Consider the following 16,253-nt stretch of genomic DNA (forward strand, 5'->3'; position numbering starts at 1 on the left):
CTCAAATCATAAATATACAAAAAAATAAATGCAACAACATCATCTATGCTGCTACATTTTAAATTACTTAAATATTTTCATTATGTTTCATATTGTTGTACACGGTAAATCATGCGTACATAAGAAGGAATACTAGAAGATTAATAGTATGTTTGATTGAATATATAAATTTATATTTTCTTTAATTCTTTTAAAATATTATCTATATCGCCTTCAATATCCTCTGTATTATTATCCAAAATAAAACTTGACTGCATACCAAACTCTCTGATCTTACCAATCCAAATTAAAGAATCTTCTCTTGAATATCCTTTTTCTTGTAATGCACCCTTAGCCCCCATTTTACAAGCAAATTCTAAAATTCTGAAGTTCTAAAGTTCTGAAATTGTTAAATTCTAAAATTTTTTAGAACTTTACAATTTTTCATATTTAAACATATATCTTTATTAAGAGGATCTTAATAACCATTCAAATAAATTCACTCTATAACTTATCCTTTGCTATTTAAAAAATTTTATTCCTTAGTCAAGGCTGGTTGAACCTCCTTTTTATGTTGCGTTTTTGTAGAATAATATTTATTATAGTATCAGGCAGTGATTTTCCTGTGGGATTAAATGATTTAATAACAATTGATGAAAAGATGCTTCATAATATAGAAATGTATAAAAAAATGAGAGTTAATTATTTTTTATAGAAGCTTAAAAAAATAATTAAAATATAAAGGAGGTCTTGCATGTTAACAGATCCTATTTTTATCTATCATTTGCCTCTAGCAAGATTTGTGAACATGCCATTTCTGAATCCGGCTAGCGGCACCAAGCTGAAATCTATAAGATTGCTTATTTTAGATGTGTGGAAATAAACTCTTTTGTCATTTCGGCAATTTTATCAGCATTTGTCCAATGTAAATAGTGTCCTCCATTAAGAGTTTCAATCTTTTGTATAGTAGCGTTTGAAATTATTTCTTCATGAAGCGGTAGCCACTCATTATCAGTGTCCACTGAATCTTGTGATAAAAATGATAGAACAGGTAAATCATTGGGATATTTCACGTCATATAGTTCTTTTGTATTTGTATCTACCATATTCATTTCATTTATCACAGATATATTTACACTATTCCAAACTGTTGCCATTTTTTTCAATTTAACTTGTTCAGCAGAATAATAATTATTTTTGTTCATCCCATCATCAGCACTTGGCGAAATGTATGTGATATCCCTTAGAATTCCCAATGTGTTAAATAACGTCAAATTGGGTGACATGTACGCATCTTTATTGATTTTTGTTTGATTCGGTATAGACTCGTCAATTCCAATAATTGCTTCCACTTCATTTGGGTAATTTATTGCATAGTCCATAGCATATACGCCCGATATCGAGTGAGGCATCAATATATATGGTCCACTAATTTCTAATTTTTTCAGTGCTGATCTTATTTCATTTACAATATTTTCATTAGAACGCTCCACCTTTGTCGTGTCGCTAAAGCCATACCCATAATATTCAAGAATTACAACTTTATAATCCGCACTTAATCTTTCTGCCAAAGGCATAAAATCTGTAATTGGTGAAGCGGTTCCTAAGCCGCTTAGTAACACGATTGTTTTTTCTCCTGTGCCAGTCACATAAGCCTGCATATTTTTACCATCTACATTTATCGTCTGACCTATTTTATATTTGTTCTTTTCAATTGGTTTCAGAATATTATGCGTTACTGCTGATATTATCACTAATCCAACTATAATCCCAAAAATCCATAGTAATACCTTACCGATTATTTTAAGTGCCTTTTTCATCTATTTTTCCTCCATGATTTTTATTTGCTTTTAATTACAGTTCATATCCAGCTGTGGATTGATGGTCATACAACATTTATAAAGAATTTGTTCCTACATTTCGGTAAGAAAATTAAGTTATTTATATATGTTAATTATCAATACTACTCTTTCTGCCTAAAAAGTTCATACCAATGATTCCAAAAAGAATCATAATTGCTCCTATTATATGATAATATCTGATTCCTTCATGCTGGAAGATACTCCCAGCAAATATGGTTATTAGCGTGGATAAATTGCTAAATACGCTCATTTTAGATGCATCAATTTTAGACAATGTATAATTTGATAGCAGAGATGTTATCAATGACGATAGTATTCCTAAATAGAATATAGAAATCAAAAACACTGAACTTGAAAACGGCTTAAAATAAGTAATAAGCGTGTTTTTAACAATATGATCTGCGACTGATAATACGTTAAAGCTTAAAAAGCCAATTGCAGTCATGATATAAGTTATCTCCACTACTTTATATTTTCGGGTTATTTTCTTTGCCATTACGTTATAACATGCTGCTACAAGTGCTGATAACATAATTAATACAATACCAAGAAAACTGGCAGATTTTAAATGAATGCCTTTCATTGCAAATATATAAATCACGCCGCATACAGATGCCCCTAAGGATATTTTTTGTAGCAGGTTAATATTTTCTTTTAAAAAAAGCGCCGCCAGAATCATGGTGAAAACGGGAAGGGTCGCTTGAATGATGCCCGCCTCAGAGGAAGAAACATAGACTAATCCAAAGACTTGAAAAGCAAAAAATAGTGCGGGATAAAACAAGGAAAGCGGCAAAATAGAAAGCACATCTCTTGCAGTAATTTTCAATTTTATCCATCCAAACAATACTGGAATCAATATTGCAAAAAATGAAATTGTAAACCTATGCGCCAAAATATTAAGTGGATCGGTCACAGTTAAGGCCATCTTTGTAAACAAAAAGGATAAGCCTATAATAAAGGCATACAGTACTGCCGCAAGATATGCTTTTGTTTTATTGCTATTTTCCATTTTAATATTCACCTCATTTAGCTTTGTTTACGTAACATGCCACACTTATTTGGTGACAAATACTCAAATTGATACTTATGATATAATAAATCAGCAGGACTGTTCGCTATCAAACATATATAACTATCTTCAAAAGTACTTTCTTCAAAGTAGTTATTGATTTCTTTCATTATTTGATCTGCAAAGCCTTTTCTTCTATAATGTTCATCCACCATAATATCACTTACCACATAAGTGATTCCTCCATCACCTACAATTCTTCCAAATCCTATCAATTTTTCTTTGTCATAAAGAGATACTGTAAATAAAGAATTTGTTATTGCTTTTCTGCTTCTTTCCAAATCCTTTTTTCCCATTCCTGAACGAAGCCTCAAGCTAACATAATCTTCTGCTTTCGGTTTTTCATAGCGCATTTTCATTTCCATATACCTCCCTTAATTATTCTCCAATTGTTTTTATATTCATAGTTTTCATATCTCTATTTTAATTTATATAGTGCTATGTTACAATGTAAACAAACTCAATGTGTACCGGTACAGAAATAGAGGTGTGTGCTATGTATAAATATTTAACATTATTAAACGAAATTGAAAACATGGTGAAAAGCGGTAAATATAAACAAGGGGAGAGAATTCCTTCTATCCGCAGCTTATCTGAGTCTTATAATTGCAATAAAAGTACTGTTATTCGTACGTTGACTGAATTGGAAAGAAAACACGTACTTTATTCACTTCCCAAAAGCGGATATTATGTTGTAATATCAAAAAATGAATTAAAACAAGGCAAAAAACTTGTATTTGACTTTTCCTCTTCTGCACCCGATCCTGCGGTGTTTCCATATTTGGATTTTCAGCACTGCATAAATCAAGCAATTGACATCTATAAGAATGATTTATTTATCTATGGCACTCCTAGGGGATTGCCTTCCTTAATCGATGTGGTGCAAAAACAGTTAACCAATTACCAGGTGTTTGCCAAGAAACAAAATATTTTTATAACCTCTGGTATTCAGCAAGCATTATCCATCTTAGCTGCAATTCCTTTCCCAAATAATAAAAAAACGATATTAATAGTAAAATGTACCCTATAAGATAGACAGTAAATAAAATATCTATCTTATAGGGTTTTTATGTATAATAAAACAAAGAGATAGGAGTAGATTTTATGAGTAATAAGTTATTTACAAAAGAAGAAATAGAATTGATATCTAGAAATAAATATGTAAAAAATGTTAGTGAAAGATCAATTACATATACAGATGAATTCAGACGAATTTTTATATCAGAATACGAAAAAGGAAAGTTTCCACGAAAGATATTTGAAGAATCTGATTTCGTGATAAGTATCTTAGAGATTGGACGAATTGAATCGATAAGTAAAAAATGGCGTGCTGCCTATAAGGAAAACGGTATACATGGTTTAGATGATACAAGAAAAGGCAAAGCTGGGCGACCTCGTGATAAGGAACTTTCTATAGACGAAAAATATGAACGTCTTAAAGTACAAACTACTCTACTGAAAGCTGAGAATGAATTATTAAAAAAACTCGATTTGATAGAAAGGAGAGTGATAAAACGAAAATAGGTTCATTAACAAAAGAAAATTTCATTCTTATTAAATCAGTAATTAAAAAATATAAATTAAAGAATATGACAAGCTATTTATGCACATTAGCTGGTGTATCACGTTCTGGATATTATAATTATTTTTCAGCAAAATCCGAATGCTTGCGCAGCAAGCGCAACGATAATGATTTGGAAGTTAAAGATATAATTTTAAAGGCATTCAACTTCAAAAAACATAAAAAAGGTGCAAGACAAATAAAGATGGTATTGAAATCTCAATATGGAGTTGTATATAATCTAAAACGTATTCGCAGACTTATGAAAAAATATGACATAGTTTGTCCTTATAGAAAAGCAAATCCATATAGACGAATGGTAAAAGCAACTAAAGAACATAAAGTCTTACCTAATGTGCTTAATAGGAATTTCAAACAGAATACCCCTGGCAAAGTATTGCTTACGGATATTACCTATTTGTTCTATAAAAATAAAAGCAAAAAGGCTTATTTGTCGACCATTAAAGATGCATCAACTAATGAAATAATGGCTTATAATGTATCTGATAGTCTCACATTAGATATAGTTATCGATACTATCACCAATCTTAAGAAATCAAAAAGTGTAAAATTTCATCCTGAAGCTTTCATTCATTCAGATCAAGGATCACACTACACAAGTCCTAAATTTCAGAAGTTAGTAAAAGAATGTGGGTTTGGTCAATCTATGTCTAGACGAGGAAACTGTTGGGACAACGCCCCGCAGGAATCATTCTTTGGGCATTTCAAAGATGAAGTAAACATAAAACAATGCCAAACATTAGAAGACCTAAAAAATGAGATAGACCAGTACATGATTTATTATAACAACTATAGATATCAATGGAATTTAAAAAGGATGACTCCTGTTGAATACAGAAATCATCTCATTGATTCTACACAGTATTTTTAACAATGTCCTTTACAAAGGGTACATTTTATAGAACAACCCGGTTATCATTTATTCATCGAATCCTTACAAACACTGAAAGTACCGGTAATTGGTATCAAAAGAACCAGTAAGGGAATCGATTTAGTAGAATTAGAGAGGTTATTTAGAGAAGAAAATATTAAATTTTTTTATACCATGCCAAGGTATCATAGCCCTCTGGGAACGTCCTATTCTCAAGAAGAGAAAAAGGGGATTTTAGAACTAGCACAAAAATATAATGTATTTATTGTAGAAGATGATTATTTAGCTGATTTTGAACAAAATTCAAAATCTGATCCAATCTATTCTTATGATGATTTTACACATGTCATCTATTTAAAGAGTTATTCAAAAATCATATTCCCTGGATTAAGAATCGGTATTGCCGTAATCCCTGAAAAATTGATTGAAACATTCAGTCAATACAAACGGATTCTTGATATAGACAGCTCTATGCTTTCTCAGGCAGCATTAGAAATCTATATTAAAAACGGCATGTTTGAAAGACATAAGGAAAAAATGAAAGCAACTTATTATTCAAGAGCAAACTGTTTAATATCAGCATTGGGAAAAAATCAAAAAGAGTGTAATCAGACTTTCTTTCAGTATACTCCCATAAAAAATATTGCTTTCCATACTTATATTGAATTGAATGAACAAATATCATGTGAAAAGGTTATTCAGCGACTGAAAAGCAAATCAATTATTGTTGATGGAACAACTAATAATTATTTACGTTCCTTCATTGCAAAAGACTCTATATTAAAACTTAATATCTCAAATGTGGAAGAGGAATATATTGAAGATGGTATTTCACAGATTATGAAACAAATTTTCTAACAAATCAAAAAACCCCTTATCCCGCATTTTACAAGCAAATTCTAAAGTTCTTAAATTCTTAAATTGTTAAATTCTAAAATTTTTTAGAACTTTACAATTTTTCATATTTAAACATATATCTTTATTAAGAGGATCTTAATAATAACTATTCAAATAAATTTGCTCAAAGAGAAAATTTAAATATAGCTACCCACAACGGACCAATGGAAGGTTTTGGGGGAACTCTGAAATGTGAGATGTACTATTTGCAAAAATTTTATACATATGAAGAATTGAGACAAGCAATTGATGAATACATAGTTTTTTATAATACAAAAAGACTACAGAAAAATTTAAAAGGTCTGACTCCAATTGAATATCGAAATCAGACCTTAGCTTCATAATTTTTTTATTTTTTCATCTGTCTACTTGACAGGGTGCAGTTCACAGACTAAACACTTTTTTTCATGTGTCCAGTCTATAGGTATCATTTTAAACTACTCATCATTTAAACATCTGAAGCCTTTTATTATTTACTATTTTATTTCACCATTTTCAATTTTTTCTATTACTTCTGCAAATTGTGGTAAGTGTTTTTTATGTGCTACTAACATTTCATTTAGTACTGTTCTTGCAATTTTTCCACTTGGTACTAATGGATTAATCGTAAAGGCTTGTAGTGCCTTACCATAATCACCAGTTATAGCAGCTTCAATTGTCACTTCTTCCATAGCTTTCATTATTTGAACCATTCCACGCTCAGCTGGAGCAAACTTACCAAAGTTAATGGGCATTGGACCAGCCCCTGTAATAATAGAACTAACTTCAACTGCACAATCATATGGAAGATCATCTAACGCACCATTATTTCTAGTAGTAACTACCATATCAGTTCTCTTATCATTATAAATTGAAGCAATAAGCTCACAAGCTGCATCTGAATAATAAGTACCACCACGTTTAGTTAATTGTTCTGGTTTGACTTTTAAGTTTGGATCTTTATATAATTCAAATAACTCCGTTTCTAATTTTTTAACTGTTTCCGCACGAGTTGCATTTTTTTGAAATTCTTCAATTTCATTTTTAAGCATATCATCTGTTAGGTAATAGTATCTATGATAACCACATGGTAACATTCCTAAATCACGAATTTGTTCTTCAAAGAAAGGAATTTCATGAATATTTTCTAGTACTTGCTCATTTGATTTAAACATCTCTTCCATTATTAAAGAAGTCACTTCATTTCCTTCTTTATCAAATACTTTATGCCAGTGATGATGATTTAACCCTGCATATTGAAAAACTAATTCATTAACGTCTTTACCAATTAGTTTAGATTCAAGCATATTATGATTTATTGGAACATTACATAAACCAACTACCTTTTCAAAGTCACCGTATTTAAGAACAGCTTCTGTTACCATACCTGCTGGGTTTGTAAAGTTTACAAGCCATGCGTTTGGACATAGTTCTTTCATATCTTTAACTATATCCAGTATTACTGGAATAGTTCTAAATGCTTTAAACATACCACCAGCACCGTTAGTTTCTTGTCCTAATATTCCATGACTAAGTGGAATACGTTCGTCTTTAATTCTAGCATCCAATAATCCAACACGGAATTGAGTTGATACGAAATCTGCCTCCTTTAAAGCTTCTCTTCTATCTAAAGTTAAATGTACTTCCCAATCTAAACCTGCGTTTTCAACCATACGCTTAGCTAAATTGCCAACTATCTCTAATTTTTCTTTTCCTTCTTCAATATCAACAAGCCAAATTTCCTTTATTGGAAGCTCATCCTTTCTTTTTATATAACCTTCTATTAATTCTGGTGTATAACTAGACCCCCCACCAATTGTTGCAATTTTAAGTCTATCCTTTATCATATATTTCCCTCCTATATATTAAACTTTATTATAATTGTAGTGAAATTAGTTGTTGAAACTTATTTTCTTATAATTTGTTTACAAAATCATTAGCACTTTTCAAGTTTAAAACTTCATTTTTTGAAAGTGCTCTATCAACAGTTTTAGTTCTCATTTTCACTTTAATATTTATAGGCTGAGGCCCTCCATTCTTTTTTAAATCCTCCAAAAAATGTACATACTTTTCTTCTTCTGATCCTTCAAATTCAAAGCTTTTATAATTCATAAAATCGCTTGTGCTAGTATAATTGATTGAAAAATCCTCTTCTGTACCTACTACTGTTAATTTATAAATTTTCATAATCTATTCTCCTCGCCTTTAAATTACACTATTTAAATTATTTTTTTAATTTTCATATTATAATTATTAAAATTATCATCAAAATACTCAAAAAACTATTTTGGGAAAATTTTATTATATTCAACATTTCTATAATATTTACACTATACAGTACTAGTTTTTTAGTATTACTCTAACCTTCAATTGAAGATTGGAGTAATACTTTTAATAATATTCTAATTATGCTGTCTAATAATAATTTATTATCTATACAACTTCTTGTTCTTGTTTTAAGTTAATTGAATCTTGTTTCTTAAGGAATGGGACATATACAATAACTGATATTACAATTATAATTAGTTGCCATAATGCACCTTGCCAACCTTGAAGAATAAAACCAGAAATTATTGGTGGCGTTGTCCAAGGTACACTTACAGCTGAGAATGGATGTAAGAAACCAATTTTAAAAGCAAAGTAAGTTATAATTGATGAAATTGTTGGAACAGCTACAAAAGGGATAAACATAAATGGATTCATAACTATTGGAAAACCAAATATTACTGGTTCATTAATATTAAATAGAGTTGGTGTTAAAGCTATTTTTCCTAATGTTTTTGATTGTGCTGATTTTCCTACTAATATCATTGCTATAACAAGACCTATTGTTAATCCTGAACCTGTTACTGTTAAAAATTGATCTACAAATTGTTGTGTAACGATATGTGCACCATTAGCGATTGTTAATTCTTGCCCTTTATCAAGGATTGCCTGGTTAGCAAGACCATTAGCACCCCATAAAGGTCCCATAACTCCACCAACTATAGCCCCACCATGAACACCAAACCACCAGAAGAAAGGTATCAATGCACCTGCCATTATTGCACCTGGTAATGAATCTGTTGCACCTTGCAACGGAGTTTGTAAAACTTTAAAAATAACTTCAATAAATGTAGTATTCATTACAAATTTAAAGAATGTATATATTATCATTGATCCAGTAAAAATTACTGCTGCTGGAATTAATGCTGTAAATTGGTTAGCAACCCCTTGTGGAACACCTGCTGGCATATTGATTACAAATTTCTTTTCTAAGAACCAAGAATAAATTGCACCAACTATTAATCCTACAATTATAGCTGTAACCATGCCTTGCCCACCAGTCCAGTTCTTGTCTATAATACCTGACACCGTTTCTCCCTTTGCAGTAACAAGAGATGACTTGTTTATAATTAAAAAAGCTACAAATGACATAACACTTGCTGCGAATGGCTCATGTCCATCATTTCTGGCATATATATATGCCATGCCCATACATGCTATAATTGCTATTATTGAAAAAGTTGATCCAAATACTTGCCATAGGGGGTCTGTCCAACTTTCTCCTAGAAAACTAGTTACCCAATCATTAAATGGTTTATAAGGTATTTGTGCTAATAGTAAGAAAATTGAACCTACTAACGTTAACGGCAGCGTATACATAATACCATCTTTCAGTGCTATAACACCTTTCATGTTAACGAACTTCATTACTATCGTTATAAGTTTTTCACTAAATTTTACTGATTCTTCCATAATATAATTCCTCCTTGAAATAATATATTTACTCTATAATAATTATTAATTATTATCTCTTAATAATTTTAAAAAATTCTATACGTTTTCAGATTCTCCACAAAGACAAATCTCATACTACGCTTGTCTTTCTCTTCTCATTTCAATTATTTCTCTAATTAAGTTCTTTTCTGACATACATGTCATTAAGTGATCTTGTGAATGTACAAACAGTATCGATACATTTATCTTTTCACCATTTGCTTCTCTTGCTAGTAATGAGGTCTGAATATCATGCGCCCTTCCAAGTGCTTCTTCTGCTTTTTCAAACAGATCATCAATTTCATCGAACTTACCTTCTTTTGCTTTACTAAGTGCTTCATAAGCATACCCCTTAGCTTCACCTGCATTTATAATGATATCCATTACAATTTGCTCTTCATTCATTTTGTTTTCCTCCTAAAATTAAATTTGTAGTTTAATAATAAAAATAAATTTATTATTCATACATTTTAGAAATTATTATCTTTGATAGTTTTAAAAATAAATGCATACCTGCCATAAGAATAAAAGGCATAAAAGCATTCAGCAGTGTAGCTGTCATCTAACTAAGTTCATTATAGCAATTATACATTTTAGTTAAATACTTTCCCCTTACATTGGTTGGTTGTTTCATAATTAGTTCTCTAAGTTTATAATTTTATGAAACAAGGTTTCACACTAACACTTTTGAAAGGTATCTTATACAAAACTTGTAATTTTAAAAAAAAATCCAACAAGATATCTTATACAAATCTCTTGCCGGATTGTTATGTTAACTTTTAGCCATTAAACCAGTTTTATATATCATGTAGTAATGCCCACAATTTATTCTTTCCTATTTTTTCATAGCTTCTATTTAATTGTTGATTGTTTTCAAATTGCTTTATAAAAACAATGCAAAACAATACATCTAAAATATATTTTACGGAAGTTGAGAAAGTAATGATTTCCAAACCTTCTACATTTTTTGTAGCCGCAACATACAAAAATTCATCGCCTAACTGTGCTAAAGTATGCTTCTTATCACTGGTAATAACAATTGTCTTTACTTTATTTTTTTTTAAGGATTTAGCAAATTCAATCAATCTAGAATTTTCTCCAGTATGACTTATAATAATCGCCAAATGTTTTTCTGACTTTCTGAGTGCTAATAACTGTTGTACATTTGTAGCAATATACGTATTTGCAATCTTTCCACAATGAAACAACTGATTGCATCCATAATTCGCAAGATGTACATTTATATCATATACATAAAAATCAATGTACTCTGTCTGCTCCAATATATTTCCTATACGTACCATTTGTTCTAAAGAAAACTCTTGCCTTGTCTCTTCTATTACTTTTCTTTGAATTTCACTTACCTTATTTACAATAGAAATAATAGTATCTCTTTTTGAAATATCACTATCTTCTTCGAAATCATTTATATTGGTTGATTTTATTTCACTAACAAATTTAATTTTAAAGTCATGGTATCCATCGCATCCTATCTTTTTGACAAAACGACTAATGGTTGCTGCACTTGTATATGTTGACATTCCCAACTCCCTTGTAGACATATTTGCAATCTTTTCTGGATTCTTTAAAATAAAAGAACAAATGCTTAATTCTCTTTCTGTAAACCCTTCTGATTTCCGAATCTCCTTCAATATTCCCATAGCATAATACCTCACCCATTAAAATTATTTTACCTTTTCTTTCTTCTGGTAGTTCAACAATTATTACTTACTTGTTCTATTTTTAACCTAGTTGTTGGTGCTACATATCTAATACTCGTCATATTCTCTCGTTAAAATAAAAAAATCTATGGAACACATTTCGTATTTATAATACGACATGCATTACTATAAATCAATATATAAAGAAACTGATTGATTCACTGATAATTATATACATCATATAGGAGTTAATTATTTTCTTAAAATATCGCGCCTCCTCAAATATTGTTAGTAATTTAAACTTGATAGAATATCCATATCAAGAATTGAATCAAGGGATAGATTTGTATCTGATTACGAAGATGTAGCTCTTGCCAAAGCTTCAGAAGTTTCTTTAGATTGGCTACTTTTAGGTAAATAATTAAAAAGCTTTAAAATTCGTACGACATTTTTTAAATTGCAATTATTTGATTTTTTAAATGGATATAAAAATCCCTTAATAATTAAGCTGCAAAAAGCTTTTTATCAAGGGATCTTAATGTAAATATTTAATAACAGATACACGTGTTAATCTTTATATAATGTTCACTTGTTCAATTCAAAACTGTCTTCTAAAATTTTATATTCAATTGTGTAATTTTCTTATATAACTCAACGCAGGCATTGATTCTATAGCACCATAATTTGTACATGTAATTGCTCCTACTTTATTTGCAAATGCAATTATATTCTTCCATTCTTCAAAGCTAATATTTTGTTTGTCTTCAACATCAGCTACTTGTTTTAATACAGCTCCAACAAATGCATCTCCAGCACCTGTTGAATCTAGTTGCTTGATCTTTATAGATTGGATTACTGTATTTTCTCCACTAACACTTAAATATGTTCCTTTGGAGCCTAAAGTAATAGCAATAAATTTAACACCAAATTCGTGTAATTTATTAACTCCTTTTGTTATATCCTTTTCTTTAGTTATTAAAAACAATTCTTCATCACTTAATTTAGTAAAATCACTTTTCCTTAAGAATTCAATACAATCTTCAATAAATAATTCTAGTTTATCTGGAGTAATTAAAGCATCACGATAGTTTGGATCAAATGATACATAAATATTATTTGCTTTTGCATATTCTAATAACTTAAAATATGTCTTTTTTAATTCACCTTCTAGGAATCCTGTAGCTGAACCAAAGTGAATTATATCTGAACTAATTATTTTTGATAAATTTATATTGCCAAATGAATAATCTCCATCACTTCCTCTTAAGAAATCAAAATTACGTTCACCATTTTCATCAATTCCAACTAAGGCTATAGTTGTGCTGCCTTTCTCTACAACCATCTCAATATTTATATTTAAATCTTTTAGTAATTCAATTAGATGCTTCCCAAAGAAATCATTACCTACTTGACCTAAAAAATAAGCATTGCCTTCTAATTTAGAAATACAGGCTGCTACATTTGCTGGCGCTCCACCAGCTTTTTTTTCAAACTTTTCTCCATTTTTCAACCCTTTATTATCAACACAAACCATGTCAATTAAAAGTTCTCCTATACAAAATATGTTACTACTCATCTTTTACACTCCTTAAGTTCCCATGCTTAATTAACCTTAACTTTATCATAATTTCTGATTGTAATTTTTAGTTGTTCTTCCTTTGTTTAATAATATTAACTATGTTAGCTTGTCCCGCACTAACCTGTATGTCACTATTAATGATTTCACAGATTTCACCATTAGTAAATATAACCATTATATCAGTTGATGGAACCTTGTTTTTTATTTCTTCTATATCAAACTTAATAAGCATATCACCTATTTTGACTTTTTGTCCTTGTCTAATAAATGTTTCGAATCCTTCACCATCAAGTTTAACTGTATCAATACCAATATGAATTAAAATTTCAACTCCATCCTTAGTTTTTAATCCTATTGCATGTAAAGTTGGAAAAACCATTGATACTTCACCAACTATAGGTGAATACAATATTCCTTGTGTTGGCTCAATTGCGAAACCATCTCCTAAAGCTTTAGAAGAAAATACCTCATCAATTACAGATGTTATTGATTTAAGTTTTCCATCTGCTGGCGACACTATTTTAAACTTTTCTTTATTTAAAAAATTAAACATATTTTTCATCCTTCCTTTGTAAAAGGCTATTTTCCCGCATCTATTACAGCTTTAATTCTTATTTCCCGATCTTTTATATTATTTAAACAATGATAAATTTAATATCTATAAACAAAATGAATTACAAATTTTCATTTAAAATTTGTAAAATTGCCTCTGCAGCTCCATTTTTATCATTGTCTAGTGTAATAAAATCCGATTTCATTTTAATGCCTTCACTTGCATTTCCCATTGCAATACCAATCCCAGCCATTTGGATCATTTCTATATCATTATTATTATCTCCAATAGCAGCTGTTTCTTTTAAATTTATTCCAAGTAATTTAGCTAATTTTTCTAAACTATTTCCCTTGTTTGCACTATGAGTATTAATCTCAAGATTGTCTTCTACAGATGATGTTATTTTAATCTGATTACTTATACATAATAAACTATTAAACACTTGAGTTTTCATGTCTTCTTTTAAAAACGGAATATTTACTTTCTCTACACAATCTAACCATTCACATTCTTCTCTGTCCTCAACTATTGAAAAAATATTCTTGACTAGATTATGGTTATTTGACATAAGACTTAAACATTTTTCTGTCAACCCATATTTTGTAGGATTTACAAAAACATCTTCATCTATATAGGCATCCCCGCCTGAATAAAATTCAACAACAATTGGATACCCCTTGATTATTTCAGTTATTTTCTTTAAAATGTCTATAGTAATAAAGTTAGAAAAAACAACTTTATTTTCTCTTAAATTTACTACAGCTGCCCCATTAGACGATATTACATATGTAATTCCCTCTATTGATTTTATTTCTTCGCATATTAGCCCAACACTTCTCCCAGTTGCTGGAACTACTTGTATTCCTTTTTCAATAGCCATTTTAATTACCAGAAGAGTTTTATCACTTATATAACCGCAGCTGTTTAATAATGTTCCATCTAAATCTAATGCTATGAGTTTAACCTTCATTTCCACCTCCATCATAATTAATCAAAAATTCCTGTATTCTTTTAATATTTTCCTCTTGCAATACATAATTAATATAAATAACTTTAGTTTTGCTTGGGAGTGTAACATTAAATAATCGTATTGGTGTAAGAATCACATCTACATCTATAAAAAATTGTCTTATATAATTCAAAGAAAAACTTCCTATAATTTCGATTTTATCACCACAATAATTATTAATTTGTTTTGTCATACTCGCAGCTACACTTTGCCCAATATCACTTATTATTATTGCTTTTATTTTTGTTTGGGCAAAAGCTCCCATATAAAGTATAATAAATCCTAATTCTTCCTCTTGAATCTTATAACCATACTTATCAAATATTAGTTTATATAAAATAGTTGTCATTTCTGTTTGTATTTTATATAATTCTTTTACATTTCTCACTGAAGCATTATGTTCAAAATGTCCTTGTTCTAAACGATAAAGCATTTTATCTATATGTATACTTAACATTTCTTTTAACTCTATATTTTTTAAATAATTACTGCTATATTTTGCATCCACTATTGATAAAAATTGTTCCGTTAACTCTACTGATTCTTTTCTTGGTTCTAATTTAACACAATTTTCATATAATACCCTTTTAGTTAAAAGACATTCTTTCAAAAAATTTCTATCATCCTCAGAAATTCGAATATCATTTTTAATTAGAAGTTCCTCAATTTCCTTTATAATTTCTTCAAATACTTTAGGATATTTTCTGTTGTCTTCTGATTTTAAGAACAATCCAGCTTTATTACGATATATCAGTATAAATATGTCCAACAAAAATCCTTCTACAGATTTATCAATTAGAATTAAATTATTTTTATATAAGATAGTTGGTAATTCCTTTTGCAAAAGTTCATATAATTTGATATAAGATTCTCCAAACTGAAATTTTAAAACCTTGTACATTAAAATAGATCCATATGTTTTATAATTTAATGTTTCAGATAATATATGTCTTATATTATTTTCTTTCCCAAGAAAATAAAGACCTTTCTTTGTTCTTTCAATATTAAGTCCATTAAAACTATGTAAATATTCCTCAATTTCATTTATAGTTTTGATCATTACTGTTTTTGACACATACATAATATCCGCTATATTTTGAACTGAAATAGGCTCCTTTATAAATGTTAAGTACATAAATGTAAATAAAAATCTTTCCCCTGGCGTCTCTGGCAATTCCAGCTTCTTTAAACTTACAATCATATTATTTAGAAATTCATTAAATTGCTTTCTTTCTTCCTTAACAACAAAATACCCTCTAGCTGAGGATGAGTTTATTCTTATGTTTTTAGGTTTCAATATATCATTTATTTCATGTATCTCCATTCTAACTGTCCTTAAACCAATGTTTAATTTTTCCACAAATTCATTTGGACGTACATATTCGTGATTTAATAAGTCTCTAAGCATAATTACTTGTCTTGATTTCATAAATCCTCCATTTTTATAATATTA

17 protein-coding genes are annotated in these 16,253 nt (G+C 29.4%); 4 read left to right on the forward strand and 13 right to left on the reverse strand.

What is annotated here, in order from left to right; all coding sequences use genetic code 11:
* Positions 1-170: 170 nt before the first annotated feature.
* The 4 genes from psyc5s11_RS17075 to psyc5s11_RS17090 all read right to left on the reverse strand — a co-directional run bounded on the left by psyc5s11_RS17075 (position 171) and on the right by psyc5s11_RS17090 (position 3,269).
* Complete coding sequence (locus tag psyc5s11_RS17075; protein WP_224033690.1) at positions 171-341, reverse strand: hypothetical protein; 171 nt, start codon at positions 339-341, stop codon at positions 171-173.
* Positions 342-839: 498 nt separating this feature from the next.
* Positions 840-1,799, reverse strand: coding sequence for an alpha/beta fold hydrolase (locus psyc5s11_RS17080; RefSeq protein WP_224033691.1), 960 nt, complete (start codon positions 1,797-1,799; stop codon positions 840-842).
* A gap of 130 nt (positions 1,800-1,929) precedes the next feature.
* Positions 1,930-2,850 carry a DMT family transporter gene (locus psyc5s11_RS17085; RefSeq protein WP_224033692.1) on the reverse strand — a complete coding sequence of 307 codons (921 nt, stop codon included), beginning with the start codon at positions 2,848-2,850 and terminating at the stop codon, positions 1,930-1,932.
* A 17-nt stretch (positions 2,851-2,867) separates the two neighbouring features.
* Positions 2,868-3,269 (reverse strand): GNAT family N-acetyltransferase, encoded by a 402-nt coding sequence (locus psyc5s11_RS17090; RefSeq protein WP_224033693.1) that lies wholly within the window; start codon positions 3,267-3,269, stop codon positions 2,868-2,870.
* Positions 3,270-3,406: 137 nt separating this feature from the next.
* On the opposite strand from psyc5s11_RS17090, the gene psyc5s11_RS17095 reads away from it, so the two are divergent.
* From psyc5s11_RS17095 to psyc5s11_RS17110, 4 genes are all read left to right on the forward strand, one after another.
* The gene (locus tag psyc5s11_RS17095; RefSeq protein ID WP_224033694.1) at positions 3,407-3,940 is read left to right on the forward strand and encodes a GntR family transcriptional regulator; all 534 of its coding nucleotides are present in this window, start codon (positions 3,407-3,409) and stop codon (positions 3,938-3,940) included.
* A gap of 74 nt (positions 3,941-4,014) precedes the next feature.
* Positions 4,015-5,363 (forward strand): IS3 family transposase gene (locus psyc5s11_RS17100; protein WP_375541960.1). Its coding sequence is split into 2 segments (ribosomal slippage): positions 4,015-4,402 and positions 4,402-5,363, totalling 1,350 coding nucleotides; the frame shifts between segments, so codons are not numbered across the junction.
* Between the two features lie 27 nt (positions 5,364-5,390).
* The gene (locus psyc5s11_RS17105; RefSeq protein WP_224038213.1) at positions 5,391-6,221 is read left to right on the forward strand and encodes an aminotransferase-like domain-containing protein; all 831 of its coding nucleotides are present in this window, start codon (positions 5,391-5,393) and stop codon (positions 6,219-6,221) included.
* 182 nt (positions 6,222-6,403) lie between these two features.
* A complete protein-coding gene (locus psyc5s11_RS17110; RefSeq protein ID WP_375542015.1) occupies positions 6,404-6,604 on the forward strand; it encodes an IS3 family transposase in 201 nt (66 codons plus the stop codon).
* A 132-nt stretch (positions 6,605-6,736) separates the two neighbouring features.
* On the opposite strand, the gene psyc5s11_RS17115 is transcribed toward psyc5s11_RS17110, so the two are convergent.
* The 9 genes from psyc5s11_RS17115 to psyc5s11_RS17155 form a co-directional block, all read right to left on the reverse strand.
* Positions 6,737-8,086, reverse strand: coding sequence for a 6-phospho-beta-glucosidase (locus tag psyc5s11_RS17115; protein ID WP_224033695.1), 1,350 nt, complete (start codon positions 8,084-8,086; stop codon positions 6,737-6,739).
* A 67-nt stretch (positions 8,087-8,153) separates the two neighbouring features.
* The gene (locus psyc5s11_RS17120) at positions 8,154-8,426 is read right to left on the reverse strand and encodes a hypothetical protein (protein ID WP_224033696.1); all 273 of its coding nucleotides are present in this window, start codon (positions 8,424-8,426) and stop codon (positions 8,154-8,156) included.
* A gap of 246 nt (positions 8,427-8,672) precedes the next feature.
* Positions 8,673-9,977: a PTS sugar transporter subunit IIC gene (locus psyc5s11_RS17125; RefSeq protein ID WP_224033697.1), complete on the reverse strand. Its 1,305-nt coding sequence runs from the start codon at positions 9,975-9,977 to the stop codon at positions 8,673-8,675.
* A 117-nt stretch (positions 9,978-10,094) separates the two neighbouring features.
* Positions 10,095-10,403 carry a PTS lactose/cellobiose transporter subunit IIA gene (locus psyc5s11_RS17130; protein ID WP_224033698.1) on the reverse strand — a complete coding sequence of 103 codons (309 nt, stop codon included), beginning with the start codon at positions 10,401-10,403 and terminating at the stop codon, positions 10,095-10,097.
* Positions 10,404-10,795: 392 nt separating this feature from the next.
* Positions 10,796-11,659 (reverse strand): MurR/RpiR family transcriptional regulator, encoded by an 864-nt coding sequence (locus psyc5s11_RS17135; protein WP_224033699.1) that lies wholly within the window; start codon positions 11,657-11,659, stop codon positions 10,796-10,798.
* 625 nt (positions 11,660-12,284) lie between these two features.
* Positions 12,285-13,235 (reverse strand): carbohydrate kinase family protein, encoded by a 951-nt coding sequence (locus psyc5s11_RS17140; protein ID WP_224033700.1) that lies wholly within the window; start codon positions 13,233-13,235, stop codon positions 12,285-12,287.
* Between the two features lie 67 nt (positions 13,236-13,302).
* A complete protein-coding gene (locus psyc5s11_RS17145) occupies positions 13,303-13,791 on the reverse strand; it encodes a PTS sugar transporter subunit IIA (RefSeq protein WP_224033701.1) in 489 nt (162 codons plus the stop codon).
* Between the two features lie 121 nt (positions 13,792-13,912).
* Positions 13,913-14,761 carry a Cof-type HAD-IIB family hydrolase gene (locus psyc5s11_RS17150; RefSeq protein WP_224033702.1) on the reverse strand — a complete coding sequence of 283 codons (849 nt, stop codon included), beginning with the start codon at positions 14,759-14,761 and terminating at the stop codon, positions 13,913-13,915.
* Complete coding sequence (locus psyc5s11_RS17155; protein WP_224033703.1) at positions 14,751-16,229, reverse strand: BglG family transcription antiterminator; 1,479 nt, start codon at positions 16,227-16,229, stop codon at positions 14,751-14,753. The genes psyc5s11_RS17150 and psyc5s11_RS17155 overlap by 11 nt, the downstream gene beginning before the upstream one ends.
* Positions 16,230-16,253 lie beyond the last annotated feature (24 nt).

This window comes from Clostridium gelidum, assembly GCF_019977655.1.
Classification (GTDB): domain Bacteria; phylum Bacillota; class Clostridia; order Clostridiales; family Clostridiaceae; genus Clostridium; species Clostridium gelidum.